The sequence below is a fragment of the Streptomyces sp. NPDC047108 genome, assembly GCF_040643575.1.
Lineage (GTDB): Bacteria > Actinomycetota > Actinomycetes > Streptomycetales > Streptomycetaceae > Streptomyces.
The window spans coordinates 183,587-199,592 of record NZ_JBEYUP010000005.1 but is presented as its reverse complement, the minus strand read 5'-3'; the positions used below and the strand labels follow the sequence as shown (position 1 = coordinate 199,592).

Here is a 16,006-nt window from a genome sequence, read left to right as displayed (position 1 = left end):
GCGGCCCGGCGCCGACGGCCCAGCGGCCTAGAGCTGGGCCTGCAGGTGGTCCCAGAAGCCGTCCCGCAGGGCCCGCCGCAGATCGGCGTGGCCTCGCAGCGAGCGCTGGAGCAGGCCCTCGGCCTCGATCAGCAGCTCCTGGTCGGTCGTGCCGGGCAGATACGGATGGCCGGGGAGGAGTTCGGCGAGCGTGTCCCGGCCGCGCTCGACCAGCCACTGGGCGGCGATACGGGCCCCGACGAACCGCATGTCCTTGACGCCGGGCCTCGGCCCCACCGCGGCACCGGCCACGGTCTCGTCGTAGAGCACCGCCCGCCGCGTCACGTACGGCTTGCAGAAGTCGAGCTCGAACGTCCGCTGGCTGTCGACCTCCCAGAGCAGCGGATCGGCCTGGTTGCGGCCGGTCAGCGCCTCGATGCCCCACAGGTGGACCCGGGCGCCGTACGCCTGCGCCGCCTCGACCGCCGACACCAGGTCCTCGTCGCCGCCGATGAGGACGGCGTCGCTGATGGCGCGATTGCGGGCGAGGGTCTCCAGGTCCGTGCGGATCAGGGAGTCGACGCCCTTCTGCTGGTTGTTGGCGTTGAGGTTGCCGAGCCGGACCTTGACGTCGGGGAGCTCGGCGATGCGCTGCTGCTCGGTGGTGTGGAGGCGGCGGCGGGCGCCGTCGTACCAGTAGACGCGCAGCAGCCGGCTGTCCGGGAAGATCGTCCGGGCCTTGTCGATGAACGCCTCGATGAGACCTTCGGCATCGAGCTCGAACGCCCGCCGGTCCTCCTCACCGGCGACGAGGCGGCCCATGGCCGCGTAGAGGTAGCCGGCGTCCACGAAGACCGCGTGGATGGACGGGGTGGTCGACACCTTGGCGAGCACGCGCTGGAGCAGCTCGTTGGTCTGCTCGATCCCTCCAGCAACCGCGGAGAGGTCGGCGTGGGGCCCCAGGGGCTCTGCGTTCTTCATACGTGCCTCATTCTTGGGGCGGCCCGCCGGTGGCACAACCTGTCGGCCTACCGGGCGGTAGTTAGACGGCTGAAAATTTTCCTTAGCGTAGGGAATGTTTGCAGGACGCACTCGGTTGAGGACCGTAGAAGCTGCGACACAGACGTACGCAATCCATCATTAACAGTCGGATAACGACCCCGACTCGGCGAGGCACCACCCTGGATGACTTCGCCAGCACGTTCTCCTGCAGGAGGAAACGGACGAAGGGAGAAGCCATGCGCTTCGAGATCATGCGCCTTGACGACATAGACGGTGTCGCCGTCGACACCACCGTCGTGGACGCCGCCTCCGTCAACCGGATCGTGCAGCAGGCCGCCGCGTCCGGCCAGCGCATCTACATCCGCCCGGCCGGGACCGCCGTCCGGTAACGCATCGACCGATCAGCGCCGCCGCCCCATCGCAAGGACTGCCGTCGCCCACCGCGACACACGACCCCGAGCGACCCGCACGAGGACCCAGGCCACGCGCACAGCATGACGAAAGCGCCCCCGTACGACGACGTACGGGGGCGCTCGCGGTGTCCGGGGACCGTTCTCGCGGTCCGGACGAGGAAGGGGGCGGATCAGGAGCCGTTTCAGGAGCCGTTGATCACCTGCGTGACGCCGTTGATGATCTGCTGCACCGCGAGGGCCGACAGCATCATTCCGGCCAGCCGTGTCACGAGCACCACACCGCCGTCCTTGATGACGCGGATGATCAGCAGCGAGTAACGCATCGTCAGCCACAGCACGATGTGCATCGCCACGATGGCCAGCCAGACCGACACGTACTCCGCGGCGCCGTTCGCGCTCTGCACGGCGAGGATCACCGACACGATCGCGCCGGGCCCGGCCAGCAGCGGCATGCCGAGCGGCACCAGCGCCGCGTTGACGTCCTTGGTCTGGGTCGGCTCCTCCGACTTCCCCGTCAGCAGGTCGAGCGCGATGAGGAGCAGCAGCAGACCGCCCGCGATCATCAGCGCCGGCACCGACACGTGCAGATAGTCGAGGATCTGCTGGCCGCACAGGCCGAAGACCGTGATGACGCCGAAGGCGACGGCGGCGGCCTGCAGCGCCATCCTGCGCTGGATCTTGGCCGGGCGGCCGGAGGACAGGGCAAGGAAGATCGGCGTGATCCCCGGCGGGTCCATGATGACGAAGAGCGTGAGGAAGAGGGATCCGAAGACGGCGAAGTCGAACACGGTGATGTGGCCTTGCGGGTACGGGGGACGGCGCGAGCGCACCGCGGGCGGACAGGTTAGAGGGCGGGGAAGAGCGAGCGGAAGGGCGGGACGCGACCGTTCAGACCCGGCCGCCCGTGCCGGGCACGGGGAAGGCTCCGGTCGCCCGGCGCACGATCTCGGCGTAGACCTCGGGGTCGGTCGTGTACTCCCCGAGGCGGCAGGTCTTGCGCTCGCCGTGGTAGTCGCTGGAGCCGGTGGCCAGCAGGCCGAGGTCGGCGGCGAGGCCGTGCAGCCGCTCGCGCGTAGCCGTGTCGTGGTCCATGTGGTCGGCCTCGACGCCGTCGAGTCCGGCGGCGGCCAGCTCGGCGATGGCGTGCTCGGGCACGCACGTGCCGCGTTCGACGGCGAGCGGGTGCGCGAAGACGGTGACCCCGCCCGCGGCCTTCACCAGACGGATCGCGTCGAACGGGTCCAGCTCGTGCTTCCCTACGTACGCCCGGCCGCCGTCCGCCAGCCAGTCCGGCGTGAAGGCGTCCGAGACGCTGTCGACGACGCCCAGTTCGACCAGCGCGGTGGCCACGTGCGGGCGCCCCACGGAGCCGTCCCCCGCGATCTCGGCCACCCGCTCCCAGGTGACGGGCACCCCGAGGTCGCGCAGCTTGCCGACCATGGCCTGCGCGCGGGGCACCCGGTCGTCCCGTACGAGTTCGCGCTCGCGCGCCAGCTCGGGCTCCTCCGGGTCGAAGAGGTACGCCAGCAGGTGCAGGGACACCCCGTCCAGGCGGCAGGACAGCTCCGCGCCGGTGACCAGGGTCAGCCCCTCGGGCAGCGCGGCCGCCGCCTCCGCATGCCCGCCGACGGTGTCGTGGTCGGTGAGCGCGACGACGTCCAGCCCGGCTTCGGCGGCGTGCCGTACGAGCTGGGCGGGGGTGTCGGTGCCGTCCGAGGCAGTGGAGTGGGTGTGCAGGTCGATGCGCACGGCACGGCTCCAAACTGCGAGGTCGGACGGGGGGACGCTCCAGGATAACCGCGCGGGGGGCCGCGCCCGTCCGGGCGGGTCCCCGGGTGCCGGGTCCCGTGTGCCGGGTGGCGGGCCCCCGGGTGCCTGCTGCCGGGTGGGGGTCCCGGGTGGCGTGGTCAGGACAGGATGCGCGGCGAGAGCGCCCCGCAGGGCACCATCTCCACCTCCCCGCCGGCGTCGCGCAGATCGGTGAGCACCAGCTCGTCGTACATCAGCAGCCCGGACTGCTCCGGCCAGAGGATGGCCCAGAGCCACAGCCCGCGCGCCTCACCCGCGAAGACCGCGCGGTTCGGAGGCGCGCTCTCGACGTGCCAGAGCGGCGTGGGGCGGCCCGCGGCGTGCACCTTCACCTGGGGCGACCGGTCCACGGACAGGTGGGGTCCGGGGTCGGGGCCGGGCATGCCGGCGTAGCGGGCCCCGAGCCCGACGCCCAACTCCTCGGCCACCAGCAGCATTTCACCCATCCCCCCGACGGGGCCGGGGCCGGAGCAGGCGACCGCGGTCGCGCGGCCGCCCGTACGGTCGTCGCCCGCGGTGGCCACGCCGGTGAACAGCCAGCCCAACGGCAGCGGCCACGGCATCCAGACCGGCACCTGGGCGCGTTTCACGACGACGCCGAGCGCTTCGACACTCGGCGGGACGACCGGCTGCAGCGGGTGCACCGTGCCGTGCACATCGCACTGCCATGAGTCGGAGAAGAGACCGGGCGCGCGGACCCGGCCACCGCACTTCGGGCAACTGGGTTCGCCCCTCATAGGCCCCAACGGTCCTACCCCTCCGTGCTCGCGTCAAGGACGACCAGCCCTTCCGCGTACGCGTCAAGGACGATCACCCGTCCGGAGCCCGTGACCGGAACCCCCGCACAGGGGACCGCCCCGCCCGCGCTCCGCCGCGGCGTCCGGCCCCGGGGATCAGTCCAGCGGCACCCCGGCGCGCAGCGGGTCGCGCAGGTCCGTGCCGTACGTGAGCCAGCGCTTCTCCAGTGCGCCCGCGCCGTGCACCCGCTTCCAGGCGGCCTCGTTGGGCGTCATCGGCAGCAGCGGCAGGAAGCGGACCGGGTCCATCGGCGGGGGCATCTCGAGGTCCTCGACCAGACCGCCGGGCTCGGCCACGAGCACCGAGGTGAACTGCGCCTCCGGCCACAGCGGCTCGCCCACGTCGAGCGAGGCCCCGGGCGCCACGACGACCCCCTCCACCTGGGGCGAGGCGGCGAGGACGGCGAGGGACCTGAGCACCCTGTCGGTGTCGGCCACGCCGGCGCGGACGGACAGCAGCAGTTCGGCGCGCGGCCCCTGGACGGGGTCAGCGAGGGCGGCCGTGGGGTCGGTCATCGGCTGGGCGGACATGCCGAGCGTGGCGTAGCGCACCACCGTGCCGTCGCCCGGGACGTCCGTGAAGCGGAGGATCTCGATGCGATCGGTCCCGACGAAGGTGACGGCAGCGCGCCCGTCCGGCTCACCGAGCGCGGTGAGCAGCCGGGCCTCGACCAGCTCAAGAACATCTGACATGGCGTGAGCATAGAACGCGTATACAGGAGGCAAAGGAGCGACTGGGCGCCCTGGTGGGCTGATACTGTTGACCGCTGGTTCAGGGCAGCACGCAGCGCATCGCTGACGGCCCTGCCGACCAGTCAGTCTCGCGGCGCATCGCCGCGATCGGTGCTTCCCCCACGGGGGACCGGCCGGAGGAGGTGGGACTGCGGTGGATCCGAGTCGACCGTGCAGTACCAACAGCCCTTCCGTGCCCTGCGCCGTCACCGCACCCGCGGCGTGACCTACCCCGCACACCTTCGGCGAAACCACTGACATTTCGCCGGGGTCCACCGGGATTCGCGGACGCCGGAAGAGCGATTCACGTCTCACACCGAACCAGCGTCACGCCGTCACCGCGGCACAGCGGTGTCGCCCGCTTTGCCGACGTACGATGCCGTACGTCCGCATTCCGGGCGGCAGTGCACGTCCCGCCGCCGACGGCCGGCCCGTGAAGGAGCCAGCCATGTCGATGATCCGCGAACTGCGCGCAGCCGTCCGTCCCGCCCTGCGCCGGGGCCACCCCGGCTACGGTCCGGGCACCGGCGACCCCACCGGATTCCTCTCCTCGGTGGTGGACTGCGCGGTCTACCGCGACGGGGCCCGCGTCAAGGACCAGCTCACCCCGCACGAAGCCCTGGAGCGTGCCCGCTCCGACGGCGGCTTCGTCTGGATCGGCCTGCACGAGCCGTCCGAGCAGGAATTCAGCGGCATCGCCTCGGAGTTCGGCCTCCACCCGCTCGCCGTCGAGGACGCCGTCCACGCCCACCAGCGTCCCAAGCTCGAGCGCTACGACGACTCGCTCTTCACCGTCTTCAAGACCATCCACTACGTGGAGCACACCGAGCTGACCGCGACCAGTGAGGTCGTCGAGACCGGCGAGGTCATGTGCTTCACCGGGCGGAACTTCATCATCACCGTCCGGCACGGCGGTCAGGGCTCGCTTCGCGCCCTGCGCCACCGCCTCGAGGACGACCCGGAGCTGCTCGCCAAGGGCCCCTCCGCGGTGCTGCACGCCATCGCCGACCAGGTCGTCGACGGCTACATCGCGGTGGCCGACGCCGTGCAGGACGACATCGACGAGGTGGAGATCGCCGTCTTCAGCTCGACGCCGGGCGGCGGTTCGGCGCGCGGCGCCGACGCGGGCCGCATCTACCAACTCAAGCGGGAGGTCCTGGAGTTCAAGCGGGCCGTCTCGCCGCTGCTGCGGCCGATGCAGCTGCTGAGCGAGCGGCCCATGCGGCTGGTCGACCCGGACATCCAGAAGTACTTCCGCGACGTCGCCGACCACCTGGCGCGGGTCAACGAGCAGGTGGTGGCCTTCGACGACCTGCTCAACTCCATCCTCCAGGCCAATCTCGCGCAGGCGACGGTCGCGCAGAACGAGGACATGCGCAAGATCACCGCCTGGGCCGCGATCATCGCCGTCCCCACGATGATCTGCGGCGTCTACGGCATGAACTTCGAGTACATGCCGGAGCTCAAGTGGAAGTACGGCTACCCGCTCGTGATGGGCGTGATCTTCGCCATCTGCTTCTCGATCCACCGCGGCTTCAAGCGCAACGGCTGGCTGTGAACGGCGAGTTGACCTCCCGTGCGGCGCGCCGGCGGGGGCCGGAGCCGTACGGCGGCTGTCTGCTGCCGGGAAGTCACGGGTCGCCGGTCCGTCACGGGTCGCCGGTCCGTCAGGTGTCCGTACCGGGGGCCGGCGCCGGGGTGCCGCGGCGGCCACCCATGATCACCAGCACCAGGCCGGCGAGGATCACGACGAGCGCCGGGTAGGCGGCGGCCGGGGGCGTCTGGCCGAGCCATACCGCTGCGATCAGGGCGGCGCCCGGCGTCTCCAGCAGGACGGCCGTCGAGGTGACGGACGGACCGAGGCCGCGGACCACGCGGTTGAGCAGGGAGTGGCCGAGGAACTGCGCGGCGGCGGTCAGCAGGGCGAGCTTCAGCCAGGTCTCACCGCTGTACCCGGTGACGGCGGATCCGGACACCAGACACGTGACGAGCAGCAGCGCCGCGGTCGTCGAGTAGCAGACGTAGGTGTACGCGGTGGTGCTGACGGTGCGCCGTACCTCGGACCCGATCAGCACGTATCCGGCCGCGGCGATGCCGCCGCCCAGTGCGAGCGCGTCGCCCGCGAGCGCGCGCGGCGACAGCGACAGGTCGACGCCGGTGAGGAGGACGACGCCGAGGAACGCGACGCCGGTACCGGCCCAGACGAGACCGGGCGGCCGGTGCCCCCGCATCCGCAGCAGGAGCGTGGTCCAGATCGGCGTGGTCGTCACCAGCGCGGTCGAGGAGGCCACCGAGGTCAGGTGGAGGCTTGGCAGCCAGAGCCCGAAGTGGACGGCGAGCAGGGCCCCGGACGCGGCGGACAGCAGCAGCGCCCTGCGCCCCATCCCGCGCAGTTCGGACCGGTGCCGCAGCAGCGCGACCGGTGACAGGACGCCGACCGCCATGGCGTTCCGCCAGAACGCGATGGCCAGGGCGGGTGCGGCGGTCGCCGCGATGAGCGGGGCGGAGAACGAGATCCCGGCGACCGCGAGGGCGAGGAGCAGCAGATCGAGCCGGGCCGCCGTGGCGGGGGCGCCGGGCTCGGACAGGCGCGCCACCGGGGCCTGTTCACCCTGCTGGGCTGGGCTGCGGCGCACGGGCTCCTCGCGTGGGATCAGGGACGGAACCTCACCAGCGTAAGGGGCATGCCGGGGTCACGGAACTGACCGTCCGCCGACTGGGACACGGCCCGGAACCGTACGGCGGGCGGGGCGGGAGGAACGGAACCACGAGGGCCGAGCGGGGCGGGCTGTCCCGGCGGCGGAGGGACGACCGGGCTCTCCGGGCGGCGGGCGGGGCGGCATAAGCTGAGCGCCATGACGCAGACGACCCTCATGGACCGTGCCCTCATCGAGGAGGCCACCAAGAAGTCCGGCCTCATCTGGGTCCAGGGCGACGGGGCGGAGGCGCCGCCGCGCGCCCTGTGGCACGTATGGCTCGAGGGCGCTGCCTGCCTCGTGGGCGACGGCCCCGGCGAGCAGCCGTTCACCGGTCTCGCCCTCACCGACGGCGGGGCCGCCACCGTGACCGTGCGCAGCAAGGACAAGGGCGGCCGGCTGGTGGCCTGGCACGCGCGCGTCACGGAGTTGGCGCCGGGCGGCGAGGCGTGGGAGGCCGCCGTGGCCGAGCTCAAGGGGAAGCGGCTCAACGCCCCGGACGCGGAGCAGGTGACCGAGCGCTGGGCGCGTGAGTGCCGCGTGCTGCGCCTGGAACCCGACGGCTCCACCGCCGCACTGCCCGACGGCTCGCTGGCCGCCGCACCGGCGGAGACCCCGGCGACCACGCGCCGGCCGATCCCGGCCGCCCTGCCCCGGCTGCTGCGTCCGGGTCGCAGGAAGCGCGGCTGAGGACGGGGCGACCCGCGCCGGCCGTCGTCGGCCGCCCGCCGGTCAGTTGCCGGTCGTGATCTGCTTGCCGTAGTCGACGATGTGGTCCTTGTTCGGCGCCTTGAGGGTGAAGTCCTGGTTCCAGTCGGCGAGTTCGAGGACACCGGCGCCCCCGGCCCGCTGCAGCCGCAGCGGATACGGCGTGCCCTCCAGGGACACGTCGAGCGCGCCGCCGTCCGCTTCCCCGTCCCCGACGGTGACGCGCACCGTACGGACCCCGGAGACCGTGCCGCGGTCGCCGGTCTCCAGCCCTCCGCGCAGATCGAGCAGCCCGTCCATCAGCAGCTCCATGTCGGTGAAGCCGCTGAGCTGCTTGTACGCGGAGTCGCCCGGGGGCACCTTGACGTACTTGTCGCCGAGCTTGCTCGCGGCCGCCTCGTCCGACTTGGACGGCTGACCCCCGCCCTCCTGGCTGGCCCAGAAGTTCGCGTCGGCCTTCAGATAGAGGTCGTCGCCGACCCGCAGCATCTCGAAGGTCTTGCCCTTGGTGGAGACCTGGCCGATGCCTCCGCCCTTCTCACCGCGCTTCAGCCGCACGTCGAGCTTGTACGTGCGCCCCTGCGAGACGACGGTGCCCGAGAGCCGTACCGAGCCCGCCTTCCCGACCGCGGTCAGGGCCTTGCGCTCGATCTTCTGCGGGGACAGTTTCCCCACGCCGTTCGTCCCGGCGTCGGGGTCTTCCTCCGCACACCCCACGAGCCCCACGGCGAGCACCGTGCACACCGCTCCCACGAGCGCGGCGGTCCGTGTGCGGGGCAGAGCAGTCACGTCGGTGATGCCTCCTGATCGGTGGGGCCTCGGCAGCAGACGGCAGCGTACCGGGGAGGTCGGAGCCGTACGGGGGCGCCCGTCGATCCGTCCGCTTCCGGTGCGTGACACTCGCCATATTCGGGGCGGAGATCGCTCACAGCGCTTTCCGGAGGCCGCCTCCCGAGCCGTACCATCGGGGCATGGCTACCGACACACCCACAGGCTCCGCGCCCAGCGAGGACGCGGTGCGCGCCGCGCTCGCGACGGTGAACGACCCGGAGATCCACCGCCCCATCACCGACCTCGGGATGGTCAAATCGGTGGAGATCGCGGCGGACGGGGCGGTGGCGGTCGGCATCTATCTGACGGTGTCCGGCTGTCCTCTGCGCGAGACGATCACGCGCGAGGTCACCGACGCGGTCTCGAACGTCGAAGGCGTCACCGGGGTCAGCGTCGAGCTGGACGTGATGAGCGACGAGCAGCGCCGTGAGCTGGCGACCTCGCTGCGCGGCGGACAGACCGAGCGCGAGGTGCCCTTCGCCAAGCCCGGTTCGCTGACCCGGGTCTACGCGGTGGCGTCGGGCAAGGGCGGCGTCGGCAAGTCCTCGGTGACGGTCAACCTCGCGGCGGCCATGGCGCGGGACGGGCTGAAGGTCGGCGTCGTCGACGCGGACATCTACGGCCACTCGGTGCCGCGCATGCTGGGTGTGGAGGGCCGCCCCACCCAGGTCGAGAACATGATCATGCCTCCGTCCGCGAACGGTGTGAGCGTCATCTCCATCGGCATGTTCACCCCGGGCAACGCCCCCGTCGTGTGGCGGGGGCCGATGCTGCACCGGGCCCTCCAGCAGTTCCTGGCCGACGTGTGGTGGGGCGACCTCGACGTGCTGCTGCTCGATCTGCCGCCGGGCACGGGCGACATCGCGATCTCGGTGGCCCAGCTCGTGCCGAACGCGGAGATCCTCGTGGTGACGACGCCTCAGCAGGCGGCGGCCGAAGTGGCCGAGCGCGCGGGCTCGATCGCCGTCCAGACCCACCAGAAGATCGTCGGCGTCGTCGAGAACATGTCGGGCATGCCATGCCCGCACTGCGACGAGATCGTGGACGTCTTCGGCACGGGCGGCGGTCAGCGCGTCGCGGAGGGGCTGACGCGGACCACGGGCGCGGAAGTACCGGTGCTGGGCGCCATCCCGATCGACGTACGGCTGCGGGAGGGCAGCGACGAGGGCAAGCCCGTCGTCATCACCGACCCGGACTCCCCGGCCGGCAGCGCACTGCGGTCGATCGCGGGGAAGCTGGGCGGGCGGCAGCGCGGGCTGGCCGGGCTGTCGCTGGGCATCACGCCGCGCAACAAGTTCTGACCGTTCCGGTGGCGCCCGCGTCGCCGGTACGACAGCCGAGGGCCCGGTCCTGTTCAGGATCCGGGCCCTTCGCGTACGTCGTCCGTCGCCGGAGCCGTTCGCGTCTGTCGTCCGCGGGGATCGCTCGCGCTTCGTCGTGTGGACGCGCGGGGCGCGCGCCGCGTACGCCTGCGGAGCGCGCACGCCCCGCGTACGGGGCGCGGGTCGCACACCGGGGGCGCGGGCGCGCACGGCGACCGCCCCGCCCGGACGGTGCTCGTCAGTGGTCGTACTCGGAGAGGTCCTTGATCACCGAGAAGCCGAGGCCGTAGGCGCTCATGCCCCGCCCGTACGCCCCGATGTGCACCCCGCCGCTCTCTCCGCCGGAACGGCCGTCGGCCGCCGCGGTCGAGCCCGCGAGCACCCATCCGAACTCCGACTCGCGGTAGTGGAACTGCGTCGGAACGCCGTCCACCGGCAGCGACAGGGTCGTCCACTCGGGCCCGTCGATCTCGTCGGCCAGCTCCCACGCCGCCAGCGTCTGCTGCTCCAGCCACTCGTCCCGCAGATGACGCTCGATCTGCGCGGGCCAGGTGCACGCGAGCAGCCCCGACCCGGCCAGCCAGGCCGCGGAGGAGACCGATGTGGCGTCCAGGACGCCCGTACCGTCGGCGCTCTCGCGCACCGGGCGGCCCGCGACCGTGACCACCACGGCGAAGCGCTGCTTGTCCTGCTCGCCGTCGGCGCGCAGGGTCGGCTCCTCGCCGTGTCCGGTGGAACCGTGTTCGACCGTGCCGTCCGCGACCGTGCCCACCTGCATCAGCCAGCGCGGTCCCGAGAACGCCTCGTCCAGCCCGTACCAAGGGAAATCCGCGAGCAGATAGCCGTCCAGACTTCGGCGAACGCCCGCCAGATCCTCCTGGGGGGTTCTTCCGGCCTCCACATCGTCGGACGTGCTGGGCGCACTGAGCGCGCCCTGCGCCCCTACCCGACCCGTCGTGTCCATGAGCGTGGTGCCTCCTCGTTGCCCCTCCGTCTGAGGGCGGACCGCGCAGGCGGTGTCACCCCGGACACTGGGAGGATAGCCACACTGGTCGGTTCAGTCGGACATACGGCAGGATCAGGTGGCGTCGGCGTCGAAAGGCGGACGTTCACCGGGATCGAGGTCCTGCCGCTTGCGGAGCAGGTCGGAACCGCCCGTCGACGACCCGCCCGACGATGACCCGCCTGCCGCAGAACGATCGCTCTCCCGGCCGTGCACCGAGTCCGTCACCTCGGAGACCTCCTTGCGGAAGTCGAAGCCGTTGCGGATCTCCTTGAGGCCGAGATCGTCGTTGTCCATGAGCTGCTTGCGGACGAACGTCTTGGGGTTGAGGTCCTCGAACTCGAAGTCCTTGAACTCGGGGCCGAGCTCCGTGCGGATGTCCGCCTTCGCGTTCTCGGAGAAGTCACGGACCTTCCGGATGAAGCGCGAGACGTCCTGGATCACCTTCGGCAGCTTGTCGGGGCCGAAGACGAGCACGGCAAGGATCACGAGCGCCACCAGCTCGAGTGGGCCTATGTCATTGAACACCGTGCAGCTCCTTGAGAGGTCCGCGGTCCGCAGGTCGGTGAGGTGCCGGGCGTCGTCCACGGTACCCGGAGCCGTGCTCCTGCCGGTACAGCAGTGGGTGGTACGGCCACCGATGCCACCGCATCACCGCATCAGCCGCCGCTCGCCGAGCCGAGGGTCAGCTCCAGGGAGCGCTGCTCGCCGTCCCGCTCCAGGGTCAGTTCCAGCCGGTCGCCGGGGCGGTGGCTGCGGATCTTCACGATCAGCTCCTCGCCGTTGTGCACGCGGGCGCCGTCCACCTCGGTGATCACGTCCCCGGGGGCGATCCCGGCCTTGTCGCCGGGGCCGCCGGGCTTGACCGGCGTGCCGCCGCTGTCCTTCGTACGGACGCGGGCGCCGTCGCCGGAGTACTCCAGGTCCAGCGTCACCCCGATGACCGGGTGGGTGGCCCGGCCCGTGTTGATCAGCTCCTCGGCGACCCGCTTGCCCTGGTTGACCGGGATGGCGAAGCCGAGGCCGATGCTGCCGCCCTGGGCGCCTTCCAGGTTGCCCGAGCCGCTGTCCGCGGCGCGGATGGCGCTGTTGATGCCGATGACGCGGCCCCGGGAGTCGACCAGCGGACCGCCGGAGTTCCCGGGGTTGATGGGGGCGTCGGTCTGCAGTGCGTCGACATAGCTGATGTCGCTGCCGTCGCCCTTCTCACCACCCGCGGTGATCGGGCGTTCCTTCGCGCTGATGATGCCGGTGGTGACGGTCCCTGCCAGGTCGAACGGGGCGCCGATCGCGACGACCGGGTCGCCGACGCGTACGGCGTCGGAGTTCCCGAGCGGCAGCGGCTTGAGACCGGAGACGCCGCGGACCCTGACCACCGCGAGGTCGTAGCCCGCGTCGCGGCCGACGATCTCGCCGCGGGCGACCTCGCCGCCGCTGAACGTCACCGATATCCCGCCGCTCTTCGCGGCGGGCTCCACGACATGGTTGTTGGTGAGGATGTGGCCCCGCTGGTCGAGCACGAATCCGGTGCCCGTCCCCTGCCGGCCGGCCCCGTCGACATGCAGGGTGACGACGCCGGGCAGCGCGGCCCCGGCGATCCCGGCGACGCTCTCCGGATCGCGGGCGCGGTCGCCCGGTTCCGCGGCGGCCTGCGGCAGTTCGACCTCTCTGAACCCGCCGTTGCGCTCGATGTACGCACCGATCCCGCCGCCGATGCCACCGGCGACGAGCGCGAGCAGGACCGCGCCGATGAGGAGGCTGCCGCGGCGCGACGCCCGGCGAGGGGGCTCCAGCAGGGCGGGCGGGGCGGCATGACCGACGGCGCCCGCCCGGACGGGCGAGGCCGCCCACGGGTCGTAACTCTGCCACTGGCCGGGGCTGTTGGCGGTGCCCGGCGCCCCCTGCGCTGTGGGCGCGGGCAGCACGGTGCCGTGGGCCGGGGTCTGCACCGGTCCTGCGGGCTCGGCGAAACGGGTGCCGTGGGCGGGCGTCGTGTGGTGCGCCGGGGGCGCCTGGCGCACGGGAGGCGCGTGGTGGTTCGGCTCGGTCACGGAACCGGTGGGGAGGGTGGGGCCGGTGAGGTGTACGGGGTCCGGGACGGCGGGTGGACCAGCGGATTCCGGTGCGGGCGGCGGCAGTTGGCCCGGGGCGGGCAGCGCCCCGGTCGACGGGACGGGCGTCCCGTGTGCGGGCGTGGTGGCGGGGTGCTGCACGGGCGGCGCCGGGGCCCAGGGGCCCGGTTGTCCGTACGGCGGTGTGCCGTACGGGTCGGGCGCGTGCCGCGGCTGCGGTACGTCGGGGGCGCCGACCGGGGCGGGTACGGGGGCCGGGGCGGGTGCGGGGGCCGGGGCGGCGGCCACGGCATCGCCCGGCGTGGACGCAACCGGCGTGACGCCATCTGCCGCGGGGCGGGCGGCAGTTGCGGGAGCGGACGCTTCGGATGCGGGTTCCGGTGCGGAAGGCGCTGCGGAAGCGGGCCCCGCGGCTGCCGGTGCCTCAGCCGCCGATGGGTCCGCGTCCCCGGCCGCGGCGTCGGACGGCGCCGTGGCCGCGGTGGAGTCCGCAGCGCCGGTCCGTGCCGCAACCTCGTCGGTGGCGCGTGCCTCCCCCGGACCGTTCACGACCTCGGTTGTTGCCGCACCGGACCCGTCACCGGACTCCGGCGGGGAGACGGGGCCGGAGCCCTGGCCCGGCTGGGCATCCGGGGTGCGCCGGGGCCGGCTCCACCATTTCGGTTTCGGCTCGGCGGCCTTCCCCTCGTCCATGCTCTCCCCACCGTTCGCCTGTGCCCGGCGGCGCGGGCCGTCCCGCCAACTGGTCCGCACCAGCGGCCGCGTGGCGATTCAATCAGGTCACGCCGCCCCGGCGCAGGCGCCCTGCACCAGGCACGGGGAGCGGCCGGCTCCCGGCGGACCCACCGCTTCCGGCGGGCCGGTACGCGCCGGTGCTCCGGTGCATGCCGGTGCTCCGGTCAGCGTTCCGGTGGACCGGTCAGTGCTTCGGCGTGGAGGACGGCAACGCCACCTGACCCCGTGCCGGGGCCGAAGGGCTCCCCGCCGGGGAGACCTCGAAGGCGGTGCTCCGCGCATCGGTGGCCGTCGGAGCGACCAGCGGTGACAGGGCGGCCGCCATCGGGAGCATGGGCGGGAAGAAGTGGTGCTGCGCCCCGAACAGCGGCTGTACGGAGGACTGCGCGCCCCCCGACGTGACCGGTGCGGACAGCAGCGAGGGACGGCCACCCGTGGCGGAGGCCGCCAGCAGTGCGTCCCCGCCCCGTACGGAGGCGCTGCCGCCCCCCGCCTCGGCCGTGCGCGCCGGGGTGGCCGTGGCGCCGGATCCCTCACCGCGCCCCGTGGCCGACTCGACCGCGGCTTCCAGCGGAAGGGCGCCGCCGAGGGCGAGCGCCGCCAGCGAGACCGCACCGGCCGCGGCGAAGGCGAAGCGCCTGCCGCGCGATGCCGATCGCTCGACGTCATGAATACGGAAGGCGCTCGCCCTGGAGCGCCCGTGATCTCCCGCGGGGACATAGGCGAAGCCTCCCCCGCGGACACCGAGGACTCCGCCGGAGCCGAAGGCGCCCTCCATCCCGGGACCGCCCGGGGTCCCCGGCCCGTCGTCGCCGGCACCGGGCAGCCCCTGCAGCCGGGCGAGCAGTCCTTCGGACGGGGGCGGCGGAGCGGTCTCCGCGAAGACGCTCTTCAACCGCCGCTGGGCGTCGGCCTCCGCTTTGCATTTCGCGCAGGTCGCCAGATGCGCGAGCACCCGCTCGCGCGCGTCGTGCTCGAGCTCCCCGTCGACCAGCGCGGCGAGGCGGTCGCCCAGGTGCTGTTCGGCGTGGCTCGTGCCGCCGGATCCGGTCACGCCGTCCCGCCCTCCTCGGTGCCCCCCGGGACCACGGTGGCGAGGGAGCGCTGCTGCTCCGCACGGGCCTCGGGGGACCGGTGCTTGAGTGCCTTGCGCAGGTGGGAACGGCCGCGGTGGATGCGGCTGCGGACGGTGCCGAGCTTGACGCCCAGCGTCGCGGCGATCTCCTCGTAGGACAGCCCCTCGATGTCGCAGAGGACGACGGCGGCGCGGAACTCCGGCGCCAGGGTGTCGAGTGCCTGCTGCACATCGGCGTCGAAGTGGCTGTCGTGGAAGTGCTGCTGGGGCGAGGGCTCACGGCTGGCCAGCCGCTCCGCGGCGTCGTCACCGAGCGCGTCGAAGCGGATGCGCTGGCGGCGCCGGACCATGTCCAGGAAGAGGTTGGTGGTGATGCGGTGCAGCCAGCCCTCGAACGTGCCCGGCGTATAGGTGGACAGCGAACGGAAGACCCGGACGAAGACCTCCTGCGTGAGGTCCTCGGCGTCGTGCTGGTTCCCGGTCAGGCGGTACGCGAGGCGGTAGACCCGTGCGCTGTGCGTGCTGACGATCTCCTCCCAGGTGGGAGGCGTCCACGCCTGCGCAGCCGCTTCGTCACCGAAAGACGCTGCAGTGGAGAAAGTCGCGGTCGTCGGTGCGGAGTCGGTGGTGGCGCCGGAACGCTCAGCGGTGTTGGTCACGGATTTCGGCTCGCCGGCCGACCTGCGAAAGCGCCTCAGCACTCCTCGGTCACCCGCTGCAGCCGCACCTCCCCTGTCGGCTCTGGTGGTGTCCAGTAGAGCCCCTACCATATCCACCTCGCCCGTTAGCTCCGGATAAGGATCTTTGACCCTCATTTTCGCCACCGCTCCCC

General features: G+C 72.6%; 16 protein-coding genes. 4 read left to right on the top strand and 12 right to left on the bottom strand.

From position 1 onward, the window contains the following. Positions 1-27: 27 nt before the first annotated feature. Entirely contained in the window at positions 28-960 is a 933-nt protein-coding gene (locus ABZ822_RS13910; protein WP_360851952.1) for an NYN domain-containing protein, read from the bottom strand. A gap of 257 nt (positions 961-1,217) precedes the next feature. Between ABZ822_RS13910 and ABZ822_RS13905 the strand changes: the two genes are divergently transcribed. Continuing rightward, positions 1,218-1,370 (top strand): hypothetical protein, encoded by a 153-nt coding sequence (locus ABZ822_RS13905; RefSeq protein WP_360851949.1) that lies wholly within the window; start codon positions 1,218-1,220, stop codon positions 1,368-1,370. 206 nt (positions 1,371-1,576) lie between these two features. Here the strand turns inward: ABZ822_RS13905 and ABZ822_RS13900 are convergent, their stop codons facing one another. The 4 genes from ABZ822_RS13900 to ABZ822_RS13885 all read right to left on the bottom strand — a co-directional run bounded on the left by ABZ822_RS13900 (position 1,577) and on the right by ABZ822_RS13885 (position 4,693). Further along, on the bottom strand, positions 1,577-2,182 hold the full coding sequence (locus ABZ822_RS13900; RefSeq protein WP_360851946.1) for a MarC family protein: 606 nt from the start codon (positions 2,180-2,182) through the stop codon (positions 1,577-1,579). Positions 2,183-2,282: 100 nt separating this feature from the next. Beyond that, on the bottom strand, positions 2,283-3,143 hold the full coding sequence (locus tag ABZ822_RS13895) for a PHP domain-containing protein (protein WP_360851943.1): 861 nt from the start codon (positions 3,141-3,143) through the stop codon (positions 2,283-2,285). Positions 3,144-3,301: 158 nt separating this feature from the next. Beyond that, positions 3,302-3,940 carry a DUF6758 family protein gene (locus tag ABZ822_RS13890; RefSeq protein WP_360851941.1) on the bottom strand — a complete coding sequence of 213 codons (639 nt, stop codon included), beginning with the start codon at positions 3,938-3,940 and terminating at the stop codon, positions 3,302-3,304. A 156-nt stretch (positions 3,941-4,096) separates the two neighbouring features. Beyond that, on the bottom strand, positions 4,097-4,693 hold the full coding sequence (locus ABZ822_RS13885; RefSeq protein ID WP_360851938.1) for a suppressor of fused domain protein: 597 nt from the start codon (positions 4,691-4,693) through the stop codon (positions 4,097-4,099). A gap of 487 nt (positions 4,694-5,180) precedes the next feature. Here ABZ822_RS13885 and ABZ822_RS13880 point away from each other — a divergent pair, with 487 nt between their 5' ends. Further along, positions 5,181-6,290 carry a magnesium and cobalt transport protein CorA gene (locus ABZ822_RS13880; RefSeq protein ID WP_360851935.1) on the top strand — a complete coding sequence of 370 codons (1,110 nt, stop codon included), beginning with the start codon at positions 5,181-5,183 and terminating at the stop codon, positions 6,288-6,290. Positions 6,291-6,399: 109 nt separating this feature from the next. Here ABZ822_RS13880 and ABZ822_RS13875 read toward each other — a convergent pair whose 3' ends face one another. Beyond that, entirely contained in the window at positions 6,400-7,329 is a 930-nt protein-coding gene (locus ABZ822_RS13875; protein ID WP_360852439.1) for a DMT family transporter, read from the bottom strand. Positions 7,330-7,587: 258 nt separating this feature from the next. Between ABZ822_RS13875 and ABZ822_RS13870 the strand changes: the two genes are divergently transcribed. After that, positions 7,588-8,118: a hypothetical protein gene (locus ABZ822_RS13870; protein ID WP_360851932.1), complete on the top strand. Its 531-nt coding sequence runs from the start codon at positions 7,588-7,590 to the stop codon at positions 8,116-8,118. A gap of 42 nt (positions 8,119-8,160) precedes the next feature. Here ABZ822_RS13870 and ABZ822_RS13865 read toward each other — a convergent pair whose 3' ends face one another. Continuing rightward, a complete protein-coding gene (locus ABZ822_RS13865; RefSeq protein WP_360851929.1) occupies positions 8,161-8,925 on the bottom strand; it encodes a hypothetical protein in 765 nt (254 codons plus the stop codon). 182 nt (positions 8,926-9,107) lie between these two features. Between ABZ822_RS13865 and ABZ822_RS13860 the strand changes: the two genes are divergently transcribed. Beyond that, positions 9,108-10,268: an Mrp/NBP35 family ATP-binding protein gene (locus ABZ822_RS13860; RefSeq protein ID WP_360851926.1), complete on the top strand. Its 1,161-nt coding sequence runs from the start codon at positions 9,108-9,110 to the stop codon at positions 10,266-10,268. 259 nt (positions 10,269-10,527) lie between these two features. On the opposite strand, the gene ABZ822_RS13855 is transcribed toward ABZ822_RS13860, so the two are convergent. The 5 genes from ABZ822_RS13855 to sigE form a co-directional block, all read right to left on the bottom strand. Further along, positions 10,528-11,253, bottom strand: a complete 726-nt coding sequence (locus ABZ822_RS13855; RefSeq protein WP_360851923.1) for a hypothetical protein — start codon at positions 11,251-11,253, stop codon at positions 10,528-10,530. A 114-nt stretch (positions 11,254-11,367) separates the two neighbouring features. Further along, positions 11,368-11,820, bottom strand: coding sequence for a sec-independent translocase (locus ABZ822_RS13850; protein WP_360851920.1), 453 nt, complete (start codon positions 11,818-11,820; stop codon positions 11,368-11,370). A 131-nt stretch (positions 11,821-11,951) separates the two neighbouring features. Continuing rightward, positions 11,952-14,057, bottom strand: a complete 2,106-nt coding sequence (locus ABZ822_RS13845) for a trypsin-like peptidase domain-containing protein (protein WP_360851917.1) — start codon at positions 14,055-14,057, stop codon at positions 11,952-11,954. Between the two features lie 226 nt (positions 14,058-14,283). Further along, complete coding sequence (locus tag ABZ822_RS13840; protein WP_360851915.1) at positions 14,284-15,153, bottom strand: zf-HC2 domain-containing protein; 870 nt, start codon at positions 15,151-15,153, stop codon at positions 14,284-14,286. Then, on the bottom strand, positions 15,150-15,944 hold the full coding sequence (gene sigE, locus ABZ822_RS13835) for an RNA polymerase sigma factor SigE (RefSeq protein ID WP_360851912.1): 795 nt from the start codon (positions 15,942-15,944) through the stop codon (positions 15,150-15,152). The genes ABZ822_RS13840 and sigE overlap by 4 nt, the downstream gene beginning before the upstream one ends. Positions 15,945-16,006: the final 62 nt, after the last annotated feature.

What these genes read in the sequence shown, in the direction of transcription:
- ABZ822_RS13910 (WP_360851952.1), bottom strand. Translation starts at nt 960, where the DNA reads ATGAAGAACGCAGAGCCCCTGGGGCCCCACGCCGACCTCTCCGCGGTT.
- ABZ822_RS13905 (WP_360851949.1), top strand. Translation starts at nt 1,218, where the DNA reads ATGCGCTTCGAGATCATGCGCCTTGACGACATAGACGGTGTCGCCGTC.
- ABZ822_RS13890 (WP_360851941.1), bottom strand. Translation starts at nt 3,940, where the DNA reads ATGAGGGGCGAACCCAGTTGCCCGAAGTGCGGTGGCCGGGTCCGCGCG.
- ABZ822_RS13885 (WP_360851938.1), bottom strand. Translation starts at nt 4,693, where the DNA reads ATGTCAGATGTTCTTGAGCTGGTCGAGGCCCGGCTGCTCACCGCGCTC.
- ABZ822_RS13880 (WP_360851935.1), top strand. Translation starts at nt 5,181, where the DNA reads ATGTCGATGATCCGCGAACTGCGCGCAGCCGTCCGTCCCGCCCTGCGC.
- ABZ822_RS13870 (WP_360851932.1), top strand. Translation starts at nt 7,588, where the DNA reads ATGACGCAGACGACCCTCATGGACCGTGCCCTCATCGAGGAGGCCACC.
- ABZ822_RS13860 (WP_360851926.1), top strand. Translation starts at nt 9,108, where the DNA reads ATGGCTACCGACACACCCACAGGCTCCGCGCCCAGCGAGGACGCGGTG.
- ABZ822_RS13855 (WP_360851923.1), bottom strand. Translation starts at nt 11,253, where the DNA reads ATGGACACGACGGGTCGGGTAGGGGCGCAGGGCGCGCTCAGTGCGCCC.
- ABZ822_RS13845 (WP_360851917.1), bottom strand. Translation starts at nt 14,057, where the DNA reads ATGGACGAGGGGAAGGCCGCCGAGCCGAAACCGAAATGGTGGAGCCGG.
- sigE (WP_360851912.1), bottom strand. Translation starts at nt 15,944, where the DNA reads ATGGTAGGGGCTCTACTGGACACCACCAGAGCCGACAGGGGAGGTGCG.